This is a genomic window from Sphingorhabdus sp. 109 (assembly GCF_902506555.1).
In the GTDB taxonomy this organism is placed as follows: Bacteria; Pseudomonadota; Alphaproteobacteria; order Sphingomonadales; family Sphingomonadaceae; genus Parasphingorhabdus.
Genome location: NZ_LR732707.1, coordinates 2645277 through 2660382, shown reverse-complemented (window position 1 = coordinate 2660382; position 15106 = coordinate 2645277). Strand labels below are relative to the sequence as shown.

At 57.1% G+C, this 15106-nt stretch carries 17 protein-coding genes; 7 read left to right on the top strand and 10 right to left on the bottom strand.

The features are described from left to right. Window positions 1–45 precede the first annotated feature (45 nt). From ald to BOSE62_RS12505, 4 genes are all read left to right on the top strand, one after another. Window positions 46–1167: an alanine dehydrogenase gene (ald, locus tag BOSE62_RS12520; RefSeq protein ID WP_159646725.1), complete on the top strand. Its 1122-nt coding sequence runs from the start codon at window positions 46–48 to the stop codon at window positions 1165–1167. A gap of 129 nt (window positions 1168–1296) precedes the next feature. Beyond that, the gene (locus BOSE62_RS12515; protein WP_159646723.1) at window positions 1297–2268 is read left to right on the top strand and encodes an oxidoreductase; all 972 of its coding nucleotides are present in this window, start codon (window positions 1297–1299) and stop codon (window positions 2266–2268) included. Continuing rightward, on the top strand, window positions 2265–2474 hold the full coding sequence (locus BOSE62_RS12510) for a DUF5818 domain-containing protein (protein ID WP_159646721.1): 210 nt from the start codon (window positions 2265–2267) through the stop codon (window positions 2472–2474). Before BOSE62_RS12515 ends, BOSE62_RS12510 begins: the two co-directional genes overlap by 4 nt. Beyond that, a complete protein-coding gene (locus tag BOSE62_RS12505; RefSeq protein WP_159646719.1) occupies window positions 2471–2989 on the top strand; it encodes a GNAT family N-acetyltransferase in 519 nt (172 codons plus the stop codon). The genes BOSE62_RS12510 and BOSE62_RS12505 overlap by 4 nt, the downstream gene beginning before the upstream one ends. On the opposite strand, the gene rpoN is transcribed toward BOSE62_RS12505, so the two are convergent. The 5 genes from rpoN to BOSE62_RS12480 form a co-directional block, all read right to left on the bottom strand. After that, entirely contained in the window at window positions 2986–4491 is a 1506-nt protein-coding gene (rpoN, locus tag BOSE62_RS12500) for an RNA polymerase factor sigma-54 (RefSeq protein ID WP_159646717.1), read from the bottom strand. The two genes, BOSE62_RS12505 and rpoN, sit on opposite strands and share 4 nt — an antisense overlap. A 2-nt stretch (window positions 4492–4493) precedes the next feature. Further along, on the bottom strand, window positions 4494–5255 hold the full coding sequence (gene lptB, locus BOSE62_RS12495) for an LPS export ABC transporter ATP-binding protein (RefSeq protein ID WP_159648037.1): 762 nt from the start codon (window positions 5253–5255) through the stop codon (window positions 4494–4496). A 232-nt stretch (window positions 5256–5487) separates the two neighbouring features. Then, window positions 5488–6036: an LptA/OstA family protein gene (locus BOSE62_RS12490; protein WP_159646716.1), complete on the bottom strand. Its 549-nt coding sequence runs from the start codon at window positions 6034–6036 to the stop codon at window positions 5488–5490. After that, window positions 6037–6681, bottom strand: coding sequence for an LPS export ABC transporter periplasmic protein LptC (gene lptC, locus BOSE62_RS12485; protein ID WP_159646714.1), 645 nt, complete (start codon window positions 6679–6681; stop codon window positions 6037–6039). It abuts the gene before it with no gap. A gap of 57 nt (window positions 6682–6738) precedes the next feature. Beyond that, window positions 6739–7356, bottom strand: a complete 618-nt coding sequence (locus tag BOSE62_RS12480; RefSeq protein ID WP_159646712.1) for a ribonuclease D — start codon at window positions 7354–7356, stop codon at window positions 6739–6741. Window positions 7357–7585: 229 nt separating this feature from the next. Here BOSE62_RS12480 and BOSE62_RS12475 point away from each other — a divergent pair, with 229 nt between their 5' ends. Together BOSE62_RS12475 and BOSE62_RS17580 are read left to right on the top strand one after the other, a co-directional pair. After that, window positions 7586–7948, top strand: coding sequence for a DUF4870 family protein (locus BOSE62_RS12475; protein WP_159646710.1), 363 nt, complete (start codon window positions 7586–7588; stop codon window positions 7946–7948). A 188-nt stretch (window positions 7949–8136) separates the two neighbouring features. Continuing rightward, entirely contained in the window at window positions 8137–8805 is a 669-nt protein-coding gene (locus tag BOSE62_RS17580; protein WP_159646708.1) for a cold-shock protein, read from the top strand. A gap of 149 nt (window positions 8806–8954) precedes the next feature. Here the strand turns inward: BOSE62_RS17580 and BOSE62_RS12465 are convergent, their stop codons facing one another. The 4 genes from BOSE62_RS12465 to BOSE62_RS12450 form a co-directional block, all read right to left on the bottom strand. Next, window positions 8955–12470 (bottom strand): autotransporter domain-containing protein, encoded by a 3516-nt coding sequence (locus BOSE62_RS12465; RefSeq protein ID WP_159646706.1) that lies wholly within the window; start codon window positions 12468–12470, stop codon window positions 8955–8957. A 342-nt stretch (window positions 12471–12812) separates the two neighbouring features. After that, window positions 12813–13277, bottom strand: coding sequence for a Dps family protein (locus BOSE62_RS12460; protein ID WP_159646704.1), 465 nt, complete (start codon window positions 13275–13277; stop codon window positions 12813–12815). A 115-nt stretch (window positions 13278–13392) separates the two neighbouring features. Continuing rightward, window positions 13393–13959: a TMEM165/GDT1 family protein gene (locus BOSE62_RS12455; RefSeq protein WP_159646702.1), complete on the bottom strand. Its 567-nt coding sequence runs from the start codon at window positions 13957–13959 to the stop codon at window positions 13393–13395. A 10-nt stretch (window positions 13960–13969) separates the two neighbouring features. Then, window positions 13970–14305 carry a hypothetical protein gene (locus BOSE62_RS12450; RefSeq protein WP_159646701.1) on the bottom strand — a complete coding sequence of 112 codons (336 nt, stop codon included), beginning with the start codon at window positions 14303–14305 and terminating at the stop codon, window positions 13970–13972. 195 nt (window positions 14306–14500) lie between these two features. Between BOSE62_RS12450 and rpmG the strand changes: the two genes are divergently transcribed. Next, a complete protein-coding gene (gene rpmG, locus BOSE62_RS12445; protein ID WP_108811670.1) occupies window positions 14501–14668 on the top strand; it encodes a 50S ribosomal protein L33 in 168 nt (55 codons plus the stop codon). 18 nt (window positions 14669–14686) lie between these two features. Here the strand turns inward: rpmG and BOSE62_RS12440 are convergent, their stop codons facing one another. Then, window positions 14687–15055, bottom strand: a complete 369-nt coding sequence (locus BOSE62_RS12440; protein WP_089133587.1) for a response regulator — start codon at window positions 15053–15055, stop codon at window positions 14687–14689. Window positions 15056–15106: the final 51 nt, after the last annotated feature.

Here is a 15106-nt window from a genome sequence, read left to right as displayed (position 1 = left end):
CTGGTAATGATGTACGATTAGACTCGTCAGAACAGGAGCTCCTCCATGCGCGTTGGTACCCCGAGAGAAATCAAGAATCACGAATATCGGGTCGGCCTGACCCCCGAATCGGTCCGTGAACTGACCGCCAATGGCCATGATGTGCTGGTCGAGACCGGTGCCGGTCTTGGCATTGGCGCGGAAGATTCCGAATATGTTGCCGCTGGTGCAATCATTGCTGCGACCGCTGCCGAAATCTTCGAAAAATGCGAAATGGTGGTCAAGGTCAAGGAACCGCAGGCGGTTGAACGGGCGATGCTGCGCGAAGGCCAGATATTGTTCACCTATCTCCACCTCGCCCCCGATCCGGAACAGACCGCCGATCTGGTCAAATCCAGAGCAACCTGCATTGCCTATGAAACGGTAACTGGCACCGGCGGGCTCCCCCTGCTCAAGCCGATGAGCCAGGTCGCCGGACGCATGTCGATCCAGGCCGGCGCGACCGCGCTGGAAAAAGCCCATGGCGGCCGCGGCATCCTGCTCGGCGGAGTTCCCGGCGTGGCGCCCGGCAAGGTGACCATCATCGGCGGCGGTGTCGTCGGTTTCAACGCCGCGCAAATGGCCGCCGGTCTCGGCGCGGATGTGACGATCCTCGACCGCGATCCGGACGTGCTGGAATCGGTCGGCACCCATTTTGAATCGCGGGCCAAGACGCGTTTCTCGAACAAGGCCAATCTGGCCGAATGTGTGGCCGAAGCGGATCTGGTGATCGGCGCGGTGCTGATCCCCGGAGCGGAAGCACCCAAATTGGTCACCCGCGAAATGCTCAAAACGATGCGTCCAGGTTCGGTGCTGTGCGATGTGGCGATCGACCAAGGTGGCTGTTTCGAAACCTCGAAGCCGACCACCCACGAGGACCCGACCTATGTGGTCGACGATATCGTCCATTATTGCGTCGCCAATATGCCGGGCGCGGTCTCGCGCACCTCGACTTATGCGCTCAACAATGTGACCCTGCCGCACACGCTGGCGATTGCCAACAAGGGATGGGAAAGCGCATTGCGCGATGACCGGCATCTGGCCGAGGGGCTGAACGTGTGGAATGGTCATGTGACCTACAAGGCGGTCGCCGAAGATCTGGGCTATGACTATATGCCGGTGTCGGAGGTTGTGGGATTGAAGGCTTAAATCGGGTTGAAGGCGATCGCCATATTGTGCACGTGCGCAGGCAGGTGCCCATCTTCAGACGGTTGAGCCGGACGCAATAGTTGGAGATGGACCCCGGCCTTTGTCGGCCACTGAATGAAGGAACAACAGATGGCAGCAGCAGACCAGAATCCCCTCGGATCGGGCTTTCATGCCAAGAGCGAACCGCACGAGATACTCGCCGGCATCGATCTGACCGGCAAGACCGCGATCGTCACCGGCGGCTATTCGGGAATCGGTCTGGAAACCACCCGGGCACTGGCGAATGCCGGTGCCACGGTGATCGTCCCGGTGCGCGATCCGGCCAAGGCGGAGGAAAAGCTTGCCTCGATCGAGGGCGATGTCTCCTCGGCAACGATGGACCTCTCCGATCTCGATTCGGTGCGCGGCTTTGCCTCTTCGGTCTATGACTCTATCGATGCGCTCGACCTGCTGATCAACAATGCCGGTATCATGGCCTGCCCGCTGGAACGCGTCGGACCGGGCTGGGAAAGCCAGTTTGGCGTCAATCATATGGGCCATTTCGCGCTGACCAAGGCGCTCTTGCCCTTGCTCGAAAAGGCAAGCGCACCACGCGTCGTCGCGCTGTCATCGATTGCCCACAAGCGAGGTGGCATCCTCTGGGACGATATCCAGTTCGAGAATAGCGAATATCAGAAATGGGTCGCCTATGCCCAGGCAAAGAGCGCCAACGCCCTGTTCGCCAATGCGCTGAGCCGCCGCATGCAGGCCTTTGGTGGCCGCGCTTTCTCGGTCCATCCGGGCGGGATTTTCACGCCATTGCAGCGTCATCTGCCGGTCGACGAGCAGGTCGAACTGGGCTGGCTGAACAAGGACGGCAGCGTGCCCCCGGCGGTTGCCGCAATCTTCAAGACGCCGGCACAGGGCTGCACCACCAGCCTGTGGGCCGCCACCTCACCGCTGCTGAATGACATGCCCGGCGTCTATTGCGAGGATTGCGACGTCGCGCAGCTGACGGGCGAGGATAGCCTGCCCTATCAGCATTGCGCGCCGCATATCACGGTGGATGAAGACGCCGAACGGCTCTGGGAGATCAGCGAGAAATTGCTCGCCGCCGCATGATGCAGACGGAAAACCAGGGTGCGGGTGAATATAGCGGGCTGCTACAGCGCGATGCGAGCGGCTTTCTGTTGCAATGTGATGATGGCCAGCGTTACCGGCTCGAACTGCTGCGCACGCCGGTTGACGAGGTCGAGAAGCGGGTGGTGGTAACCGGCCGGGTCATCGACGGCGCGCTCCTGGAAGCGGACGGGATAAGGCTGGCATGAATTTCGTAGCGGCACAAAATGGCGATATCCCGGCACTCCACGCGCTCGTCGAAAGCGCCTATCGCGGAGAGAGCGCGCGGCGCGGCTGGACCCATGAAGCGGATCTGCTCGACGGCCAGCGCACCGATGCCAGGGCATTGCGCGAGATTATCGCAGCCGACAATCAGGTGATCCTGTTCGCGAAGACAGGCGCTGCTATCGCCGGTTGCGTCCAGCTCTCCCGGGTCGGTGAAGGGCTCGCCTATCTGGGACTGCTGACTGTGGATCCTGCCTTGCAGGCAGGCGGTCTGGGCAGGCAATTGCTGTCGAAATCAGAGCGATATGTCCGGGATCAATGGCAGGCCGATGCAATCGAGATGACCGTCATCCGCCAGCGCGAGGATCTGATCGCCTATTACGAACGCCGCGGTTATGCGCGGACCGGCGAGCTGCGTCCCTTCCCGCATGGTGATCGGCGCTTCGGCCTTCCAAAGACCAAGGAACTGGAATTCGCGGTGCTGCGCAAGCCGGTCTAGGCGGCCTTGCCCTCGAGCGCCTTCTGCCGGCGGCGCTGGACCGAGCTGCCCAGACCCAGCGCCTCGCGATATTTCGCCACGGTGCGCCGGGCAATGTCGAAGCCCCGCTCCTTGAGCAGGGCGACCAGCTTGTCGTCGGACAGGATCTTCTTGGGGTCCTCGTTATCGATCAGGGACTTGATATGACTCTTCACCGCCTCCGCCGACGCCGCCTCGCCACCGGTCGAGGACTGAATCCCGCTGGTGAAGAAATATTTGAGCTCGAACGTCCCGCGCGAGCAGGAGAGATATTTGTTGGATGTAACCCGGCTGACCGTCGACTCGTGCATCTCGATCTGCTCGGCGACATTCTTGAGCGTCAACGGCCGGAGATGCGCGACACCCTTGCGGAAAAACTCTTCCTGCTGCTTGACGATTTCGGTTGCGACCTTGACAATCGTCCGCTGCCGCTGGTCCAATGCCTTGACCAGCCAGTTGGCGTCGGCGAGGCACTCGTTCAGCCATTCCTTCGACTGCTTGTCCTGCGCGCCATCCTTCAGTTCGGAATAATAGCTGCGGTTGACCAGCACTTTCGGCAAGGTAGCGCTGTTCACTTCGATGATCCACCGGTTCGTCCGCTCGGCGATGAAGACATCGGGCACGACCGCCTGCACCGAACCGCCGCCAATCTTGCAGCCAGGCTTCGGATCATAATTGCGCAACTCGCTGATCATGTCCCTCAGGTCTTCATCATCGACACCGCATATCCGCTTGAGCTGCGGCAGTGCCCCTTTGGCCAGCAGATCGAGATTGTCGATCAGCCGCGCCATGGCGGGATCATAGCGGTCGGCGTCCTTCGCTTGCAGCGCCAGACATTCGGCCAGATTCCGAGCGCCAACCCCGACCGGGTCAAGCGTCTGAACCATCGTCAGTATCCGCTTCACGTCTGCCAGTCCGACGTTCAGCCGCTGGGCCAGTTCAAGCAGTTCGGCCTGCAGATAGCCGCACTCGTCAATCTGGTCGATAATATGCTGCGCAATGAACAGGTCCATGCCGGACAAAACGGCTCCCGCCTGATCCATCAGATGTTCGGTGAGCGTAATTTCCGCAACCAGCATATTTTCGAAATCGGGTGCTTCGCCTCCCGCCGCCGCGCCGGTTCTGGTCCCGTTCAAACCCAATTGCCCGTCCAGCGCCCCATCGCTTTCGGAAAGGCTGTTATTGGTAAAACTGTCTGTCTCGCCCTGCAAATCCAGCGGCGATTCGGCTTCCGAAGGTCCCGACGTCAATATCTCGTCGCTTCCCTGCGCCGCCGGTTCGCTTTCAACATTGCCATCGGAGCTATCGCCGCTCTCGGTCGCAATCTCGCCGGTATCGAGCAACGGGTTCTTCTCAATCTCGTCGGAGATGAAAGTCTCCAGCTCGAGATTCGACAATGTGAGCAGCTTGATCGCCTGCTGCAGCTGCGGTGTCATCACCAGCGACTGGCTCTGCCGCAAATCGAGGCGAGGCGCGAGTGCCATGGCTAGAGCGCGAAGCCCTCACCGAGATAGAGCCTGCGGACATTGGCATCGGCAACAAGATCTTCGGGGCTGCCGGCGAACAGGACCTGTCCGTCGTAGATGATGCAGGCCCGGTCGACGATATCCAGCGTCTCGCGGACATTATGGTCGGTGATCAACACACCGATACCGCGCTCACGTAACTGGCAGACCAGATCGCGAATATCCGCGATCGATAGCGGATCAATACCGGCAAAGGGCTCGTCGAGCAGTACGATCGACGGGCTGGCCGCGAGGGCGCGGGCAATCTCGCAACGCCGCCTTTCACCGCCAGACAGTGCCATCGCCGGGGAACTGCGCAAATTCATCAGTCCGAATTCATCCAACAACCGGTCGAGCGTCTCGGCTCTCACGCTGGCATCGGACTCCACCATCTCGAGCACAGCCAGAATATTCTGTTCGACGGTCATGCCGCGGAAGATCGAGGTTTCCTGGGGAAGGTAGCCGATTCCCAAAATCGCCCGGCGATACATGGGTAGCGGGGTAATATCCTCGCCGTCGAGCATGATCCGCCCGGCGTCCGGACGGACCAGACCCATGACCGAATAGAAACATGTGGTTTTGCCGGCCCCGTTCGGCCCCAGCAATCCGACAACCTCGCCGCGGCCAACCGATAGCGATACATCTGACAGAACCGAACGTTTGTCATAGCTTTTGGCAATCGAGACCACCGCAAGACCGTGCTCCATTGCATCACTGGCCATGGCGGCACCAGGATCGGCCATCGTTGTCGCTTCGGTCGCGGCTATATCATTCATCACTGGTCCTTATCAGCATTGGCTGCCTTGTTTCTCGGCAAATAACATGCCCCATTTTAAACGGAATTGGCAAGCTTTGTGCATGGAAGATTGAATTGCATCCATAACAGTCGGAAATCCACCGCACGCGAGTACAAGACCGACGGGGCTCGCCCCCTGTCACGATTGCACTGGAATGACCGGATCACTGGTCGCGAGTTCAGTCTTTCCGCTGGGGAACCGTGAAGGTACCGGACACCCGGCCGCTGGAGTTTTGCGAGCCGACCGAAGCACCGCCGGTGGAGCGTCCGTCAATCGTCGACCGGCCCGATTCGAGGTCGATGATGACACGTCCGCCGGACAGGCGATTCGTGCCCTGCGTGAGCGTAACATTGCCGATCAGGGTGATCAGCCGCCGGTTGAGATCATAAATGGCGACATTGCCCGAAGCAGTGTCGCCGGCCTTGCGAATCGTCACGCCTCCGGACGCGTCGATGCGGTCGATTTCGATACCTCCGGTGCTGCGATAGGCCACCGTCATGCGCGCCGCGTTGAGCGTCAGTCCGGCCTGCTCGACCCGCACCGCACCAGAAAGGACAACCCGGTCGGCCCGATCCTGCACTTCGATCCGTCCAGCGTTGAAGTTCACCGGTGCATTGCTGTCGTGGCTTCCGAACACCTGCGCCGGAGCCGCACCGGCGAACAACAGAAAAGCGGACGCAAGGACGAAGCTACCAGCCGACAGGGAAAGAAAAGAATATGTTTTCATCTAGGGTCTTCTTAGTCCATTTTGTTCGATCCGCAAACGCGCATTGCCATCCAGACTGACAGTGCGCTCGGCCAGATCCGCTTTGAGCCGGTCCGCACCAAATGTTCCGATATTGGTCCGCCCTTCCACCGCGCCGGCGCTTTGCAGCGTCCGCTGTTTGAGGTCGACGGAGACATTGCTGGTCGAGAGGCGATAGCCGCCGGCAGCTTCGACCTGCACTGGTCCCGGTACCCGAACATTTTCCTGGTCCATATCATAGCGGCCTTCGCTCGCGCGGATCTGCGCCGGTCCTTCTTTCAGCAATATCCGGGCAGAAAGATCCTGCAGTTCGACTATTGCTTCGCTGGAGCTTTTCTGCACGGCGGAACCGGCCTTCAGAGAGAAGGGGCGGCCCTGACTGTCTTCACCGCGGTACAGCGCCTCGGTCACACGCATCCGTTCCTTGGCAACGTCCACGCTATTCTTGTCGAGCACGAAACTCAGTTCCCCGCTGGTTGTGAAGGGCGCCAGAGCGAGCATCGCGCCCAACAGGCCTACCCCCACGGGTAGAATGAAGCGCAGCAATTTGATATTTCTGTCATGCGCGCTGTTGGGAGCGGCAAATTGCTGACGCTTGGTTCGGGGAGGATTGACGGTAGCGGACATAGCTAGGCCCCGATCCCAAGGTTATGATCGAAACGAACAGACAGGATTGTCGCGGCGTCAGGCATGTGCAAAAATATCGGTTTCCGGCCAGCCGGCAAGGTCCAGCCGGGCCCGGTCCGGCAAAAAGTCGAAACAAGCCTGGGCAAGAGCTGTCCGGCCTTCCCGCTCGAGCCGGATTTCAAGCTCGGTTTTCAACCGGTGCAAAAAGCGAACGTCCGATGCGGCATATTCCTGCTGGGCATCGCTCAACACGGGATTGCCCCAGTCGCTCGATTGCTGCTGCTTTGAAATATCCTGGCCAAGAAGTTCGCGCACCAGTTCCTTGAGGCCGTGGCGATCGGTATAGGTCCGGATCAGCCGCGAAGCGATTTTCGTACAGAAGACCGGCTCCGCCATTACACCCATATAATATTCGATCGCAGCCAGATCAAAGCGGGCAAAATGGTAAAGCTTCACCCGGTCGGGATCGGACAGGATCGCCCGGAGGTTGGGAGCGGAATAATCACTGTCAGGGCCGAAGCGAACGAGATGCTCGTCATCGCCGCCATCGGATATCTGGAGCAGGCAGAGTCGATCCCGCGGGGTCTGGAGGCCCATGGTTTCCGTGTCCACAGCAACCGGACCGCTCGCCAGGAGACCTGCCGGGATATCCTCTTCGTGAAAAAAAACTGCCATCTATATTTGCCTGTCTATCTAGTCTTTCGGCCACTTTCCTTTTCGCGGCCGAGATGTCGCAAAGACACCCTGTCCGGCTTAGGGGTTTGTTCCCTAGCCAGATCATCGGCTGCAAAAATTGACAGCAGCGCGTCATTGAATATGCTATGTGCCGCAGGCCGGTTCAAACAGCAAGTTTAGTTTGAGCTTTGCCAAGCATAGGAATAACCTATGATAGGGGTTTGACAAGATGGCCGAGAAATTACCCGAACCAGCCGGTCCCGGTTTTGATCTGAACAAGGCAAGCATAATCTCGCTGCTCTATATCGCCGGATTTGTTGTCGGAATAACGGGGCTGGTGGGTTTCGTTCTTGCGCTGATATGGAAAGACGAGGTCACCGGAACCTGGGAAGAGAGCCATTTGCAATTTCATATCATGACTTTCGTGATCGGGCTGGTGGTCGGGATTATCGGCACGTTTCTCATCATCATATTGATCGGCATACCGATTCTGCTGGCCCTGGCGGTCTGGATATTGGTCCGTTCGGTCGTGGCGCTGCTGAAAGCGCAGAAGCACGAACCCTTCGCCGATCCGAAAACCTGGCTTTTCTAAACGGCATTGCCCGAATATCGAATCTGCCCGGTCTGTTTACAAAACACCGAATTCATTCGCTTATCCCTCGGTTTTCCTATATAGTTATACCGTGCGGTAATAGGATTCGCGCGAAACAATGGTCCGGAGCTCGTCCGCTGTGTCATTGAATTTACTAGATAGGGCGAATTGAAAGTGACGTTTTAAGAATGGGTTTTGACAGAAACCGGCGAGGCAGAGGCCGGGACAAGCGCGACGGCTTCGGCGACGAGAACTTCGATGGATATCAAGGCGACAGCGGTCCACCCGTAGAACGATATACGCGGCCGGACAGTGATTTCAGCGGCGGCAGACGGGGCGGTGGAATGCCGGACCAGGTCGTCGGCGAAAGCACCGGCACCGTAAAATTCTTTAATGCGCAAAAGGGATTCGGCTTCATCGTGCAAGACGGTGGCGGCGAAGATGTTTTTGTACATATCAGTCAGGTCGAACGCGCCGGACTGAAAGGCCTGGCGGAAGGTCAGACCTTGCGCTTTTCCTTGGTCGATCGTGGCGGCAAGGTTTCCGCTTCGGACATCCAGATTGAAGGCGACCTTATCGAGGTTCCGTCTGGCGGAGGTTCTTCCCGCGATGATCGTGGCGGCCCTCCCCGCAGGGAACTGACCGGTGAGAAGGCTTCGGGTACCGTGAAATTTTTCAATGGCACCAAAGGCTTTGGCTTCATCCAGCGCGACGACGGCCAACCCGATGCATTTGTCCATATTTCAGCTGTAGAGCGCGCCGGCATGCGCGGACTAGAAGAAGGCGACAAGCTGGAATTCGAACTGGAAGTCGATCAACGCGGCAAGACAGCAGCGGTCAATCTGGTAGCCAGATAAGGCTTTCCACCACATCCATAGTTAAGAAATGGCGGGCATTGTCCCGCCATTTTTTTTGCACTGGAGAGGCCGTGCCGGATCCGCAAAAGCAGCCGAACACAGAAAAGCCCGCCGGATTTCTCCGGCGGGCTTTTCTAAATGTCAAACCGTTAGAAGCGGAAGCTGATTGCACCCGAATAGACCTGGCTGGAAACATCCGACCGGCCGACGGTAGAATCGGCGGAAAGATCAAACGAGACATTGCCCATATTGTAGCGCAAGCCGATGCCGACCTCGCCCCAGTCCTTGTCGCGTCCGGCCAGCGCAAACGGAGCCACAGCACCATTTCCACCAACGAAATTCGCTCCGAAGCTGTTCGGATTATTCTCGAATTCATGGACATAATTCATGGATGCGCGCATCTGCAGCTTGCGACCCGGCTTGGACTTGAACTCGATACCGGCCAGTCCCTGAATGCTGCTATAGTCGGGACGGATGATCGTCAAAGCCGGTCCGCCGCCCTGTTCGCTCACGTTGCTGAAGTTGATCTTGGCCGCGCGAGCCCGAATGCCTGGTGCCGCGATCACATCGTTCAGTTCCATCTCTTTCGACAATCCAAGCTCGGCTGCATATACCATGCTGTCGTCGTCGGTTGTCAGGCTGAACGATTGGGTGCCTAGCGACACGGAACGCAACGTTTCCGCATTATAGGTACCCAGCGTCGCCCGACCATCGAGAACCAGGCCGCCGGACATTGCCTTCCGGCCATAGATCGAACCCATGATCGCCTTGGATTGCGCGGAATTGCCTAGAGCAACCGTTGCATCGACATCCGAATAATAGGCCGAGATACCGAGGAACGATGCTTCGTCGAAATAATATTCGAGACCACCCGAGATGAAGAAGCCGTCGAATTCGTCTTCGCCGTCAGAGCCCTGTGCAGGATTGGTGAGTGGCATGGAACCGCCATCACCATTCACAAAACCACCGGCGAGATAGACCGCCATGTTCTCGTTGACATCACCGGAACGGATTTCGGTGTCATCCGCATTGGCAGCAGCGTCGCTCAGAGCGCTGGCTCCATTCACCGCGAGACCGCCCAGCGAAGTGGCCGCCAGTTGCATCGGACGACCGATTACAGCGATCGTGCCGCCGTTCGAGGAACGGTCGGCAAGACTGATTCTGTTCTGGTAGAAATCGGAAACATTGCCGAGAAAAGCCTGTCCCATGGCCTGAACCGTAGACTCCGTGGTTGGAGCCCAGCTGTCAAAGGTCGCCTGGATGGTACCGGCATCGGTAAAGTCGAGGAAGGTGAACAGATCAGCAACGGCCGCATTGCCGCGGTTGTTGTCCATCAGATCGGCAAAGCTGGTCTGAACCGGATTACCCGCATCGACAACATTCTGATAGCTCTGGGCACTGATAGTCACGTCGACAGCGTTCGCACTATAGCTGAATTCCGAAAGCAGAATCGCCGAAATCTGTGCCGCACCATCAAACTCATCGGTAACGCCGCCAGCCGCTGTTACAATGCGGTAGGTGCTGGGGGTTACCGTCTGGAAACCATCAATCGGTGAAAACACAACCGTGCCACCGATATTGGCTTCTTCGCTTACTGCCAGAAGATCAGAATCCCCGGATGCGCCAATGTCGATCATCAGGGTCGAACCGGATGACAGGATTGCGTTTCCATTCACCGTCAAGGTTCCGATCGTGCCAACCGTACCGGGGGCAATGCCACCCGCAATATTGGTCAGGAACGGCGCATTGATCGTGCCGGACCCTGAAAGCAGACCGGAGAACAGCGAATAGTCACCCACACTGTTCAGCGTCCCGTCGACGGCAATACGACCGGCGGTCTGGTTGACGTCGATCAGTGCGGAAAGACTTGCGCCGCTATTGATCATCAGTCCGGCGGTGCCACCAACATTCAGTCGGTCAATCGTGACATCGCTGTTCAACGACGTGGTACCCGTCTGACTGAGCGTCACCTCGAAATAGCGAGCATTAACGCCATTTGCGACGTCGGCATCTATATTATCCGGCACAAAATCGGTTGCTCCGGCAAGTCCGTTGTCGAGCGTCGGATCCGGAAGCGGATCGCCTTCGGCCTGAGGGGTTTCTTCCGCACCCTCCGGTCCGCCATTGGCGGTAATAGCAACCGGAGTCGCACCGCCGTTAATGGCAATCTCGCCGACCGGAGTCGCGCCGCCACTGATTGCAATATCCTCGACGATCGTTGCGCCACTGCTGATAGCAATATTTTCAACGATCATGCCTTCGCCGCGAATGGCGGCACTGGCAAGGAACTGAGGCGAGCCTGCCGCTTGCACGGCGGTTGCAGAAGCCTGCGCTTCACCGGTCGGCGAAACGGCTTGCGCGTTCGGTATCTGGGCTACACCGATGGAAGAGCCTGGCGTTGCCGTAGGCGATGGCGTCGGGGTAGGCGTATTGCGTACCGGCGGTGTTCCGGTACCGGTCGCCAAATCAAGGCATTCATCTCCGAGATTATCACCCTCAGGATCGAAACAGACTTCACCAAATTGCGGCGTTGACTGATCGACGCCACCGGATTGGGTGTCAGGGAAACCGTTTACGACATTGCCGTTTTCATCAATGATGCGATAGGCCGGATCAAGATCGGTTTGCCAGTGGGTGGCATCTTCCCAGTCGCCGTCACCCGCTTTTGCGCTGACATAGCGATAGGGGTTCACAGCCGCGATATAATCAGCAAACAGGAACAGCGGCTGGTAAAAGCTTTCCGTACCGTAAGAACTGAAAACCTGCCCTCCAAAAAAGCGCGATCCTCCCGAAAGAACACCGATCTGCAAATCTTCTGTCGACAGGCTGTTGTTCGCGGCATCAAGGATCAGCGGGCCACCGGAGTCACCTCCGGCAGTTGTGCCTTCGACTTCGAGGGGCTCGTCTTTGTAAAGGTTGAAATCAAATTCATTGGTTTTGTCTGGATCGTCAAAATCAAGCCGGTACAACACCTGTGGCAGATCCCCGAAAGGACTACCGAACAAGAAGTTGTTTCTAGCATCAAATGAGGTCAGCGCACCGAGCATATTTTCGGCTGATTTCCGACGCCAGTCGATACCAAAGGTATCGCCTGCTGTACCACTGCCGCTACGGCCATAGCCGGAAATTTTCACATGATAGCCGGTCCCGTCGACATCATCAATTTCACCCGGATCGGGAAGCGGGGAAAACAGCAATGCCCAAGTGGGTATATTAGCGGCCGGATCAGACAAGGTGGCTACGGCAATATCGCCCTCGAGAAAACCAAAAGCGTTAGGATCAACCAGGGAATCGGGATTGTAGGCGATCTGGCTGATATTATACACAAATAAATCCGGGTTGGATGCATATCCATTGTTGATCCAGTCTATGAACCCCGGAAGCGAATTGCCGCTAAAGGAAAAAGCGGATTGGATTGCGCCATTGGTGTCATAATCAGTTTCCGGCAAGTCGTTGACGCAGTGCGCAGCAAACAGAACCGCACGCGGGTTGATTAGCGTACCGGTACAGACAAAACCATCGGTCCGGAAAAAATGACCGATACCGTTCACACTGTCTTCCGGATCGCTGATATCTGCCGGGGTATAATTGTCATTCGGCACAATGGCCTGTGCCGGGGTTGCCAGTGCGAGCGTCGCAATTGCTCCAGCCGCGGCTGTACGCAAAAGTACCGATCTTTTGGAATGTCCGAAATTCTTGTTCATCGAAGAATGCCCCTTGAAATAATAGATTAGAATAGACCCCTGTTGTTACTGTGCTTGCTTTTGCGATGTGAATCAAAGCGAAATTTACCAAATCGTGAACTTTGATTACGAAATCGACGGATTTACGGGCCTTTCCGGAGGCAAACATGGAAATTTTGGTTACATATGTGATGATTTGGCAACAGAAATGTCTGGATTCGGGCCAGAAAAACTGCGCCGCCCGCCTACCGAAGCAAACGAGCGGCGAAAATATTGTCAGACGGGCGCGTTCAATCCGGTCCGTCGCCGAGCGATTCGCCCTGCCTAATCTTTCTGTGCGATCTCGAACAGGAACCAAGCCCGCTCTTCGGCCTGATCGGTCCAGTCGTCGAGCATGCCATCGGTAGCATTATCACCCGCTTCTCCTGCCAGTTCCTTTGCTTCGCGCAGCGTTTCGACCAGCTTCAGATTATCGGCGCGCAACTCTTCGAGCATATCCGGTGCTGTCACCTTCGCATCATCATTGTCGGAAAGACTTTGGCGCCGGGCGATATCGCCAATCGAGGTGAGGGTCCGGTGCCCGTTCTTGCGGACCCGTTCGGCGATCAGATCAGTAGTAGCGAGTATCTGCGCCGCATGTTCTTCGAACATCAGATGATAGTCGCGGAAATGGGGCCCCGAAACATGCCAGTGAAAGTTTTTGGTCTTGAGATAAAGGGCAAAGCTGTCAGCCAATATTCCATTCAGTGCCTCGGCTACGGCTTTTTTTGCATTGTCACCTGTCGTCATCTTCAATCTCCTTTGTCGGAATCACCACGTTATGAAATGACTCTTACGACTGATTGACCGATCGATAAAACGGGAAGAATTACTATCTAAGATTGACAATATCGATTTGGCGACATCAGATTATGCCCCACGCACCGAGCGCCAGAATCGTACCGACGACCAGAAAGCCGACGCCACCGGCATATCGGATCGGCACCATCGGGACATGCTCTGCCAGCTGTCGGGGGAATAATATAGCGGGCAGGCAGGCAATCATCACCCCGATCCAGCCGCCAACTGCAGCGAATGCCGCCATGTCGGTCCGCGCGGCAGTGGCCATCAGTACAAATTGGCCCTTGTCGCCAAGTTGCAGAATGAACAATCCCAGAAAAGACGTCCAGAAGGGACCGAAGCGCCACGCTTCCAACAAGTCGACCGGCCGCCGCCAGGCCACCATGCCGACCCCCGCCAATAGCAGCGACAGAGCATAGAAGAGCTGCAGGGCGTCTTCGCTGATCCAGCGATGAACCGTCGATCCGGCGATGGCGGAAATCATGCAATTGCAGAGCGTGGCAAGCCCGAGCCCCCAGACGACCGGCGAAAGCCGGCCGTATCGTATCGCCAGTGCGGCGCATAATATCTGTGGCCGGTCGCCGAATTCGGCGACGGCCAGCGCAAAAAGCGAAGTTAGAAACGCATCCACTTTGCCGGCGTCAGGCCTGACCGCCAAGACGCAGCGCAACATTGGCCAGCAGCGCTTCGGTCATCGCCGGGTTTATCTCGCCCATATCGAGTGTCGCGCGCATCGCTTCGAGATAGGAACGAACGATGGTTCCGGCGCCGCCATTTGCGATGGCCGGCTGCAATGCGCTCTCCAGCGCACAGCTGAGATCGCGAAGCGCCAACAGCTCGTGCTCTGTCGCTTTCTGCCGCACATGATCGAGATGCATGAGAAATTGCATTGGATGACGAATGGCCAGCTCTGGCCGCAAGTCATCAAGCAAATTCAGCATTTCCGTCTGTACAAATGGGTTTTGATCATGATTCATGGCACTGTCCCTGATTGCATCCAACCATGCAAAAACATGGTTAAATAGTCGTAAACGGAGCAGAGTTTGCTACCTTCGCAACCCCGAAGGCTTTTTCTTGACATTCATCGGGCTTTTCACCATTAGCGCGGGAACGAATGCGGCGCCCGATAGCGTCGCTGTTTTTATTTCAGCTTCTGCCTTAAGGAATGCACCATGGCGAAACCAGCCAATGTAAAGATCAAACTCGTCAGCACGGCGGACACAGGCTTTTTCTACGTAACCCGCAAGAACCCGCGGAATCTTACCGAAAAGATGGTGCAGCGCAAATATGATCCGATTGTCCGGAAGCATGTCGAATTCAAAGAAGCCAAAATCAAATAATCCGGCTTTGGCCAGTCTTTAGCGGTGCAGAACTTTCTGCACCGATTCGATGAATTTCGCGACCGATATCGGCTTTGAGACATAAGCCTCTGCCCCGGCACTCAAAATCCGGTCCTCGTCCCCCTTGCCGGCATAAGCGGTGACGGCCATGATCGGTATGATCTTGAGCTGCCCGTCTTTCTTGATCTGCTCGATCAGCTCCAGACCGCTGACATGCGGCAACTGGATATCCATGACGATCAGATTCGGCACGAAGCTTCGCGCCTTTTCGAGCACTTCACGGCCATCGCTGACCGGCTCGACAACAAAACCGTGGGCCCGTAGCAGATCACAGAATAGCTTGAGGTTCAATTCATTATCCTCAACCACCAATACTCTTTTTGCCACAGCCGGATTTGCCCTTTCAAACTTGCTGGCAAACCATTAGGCGAAAGCGGC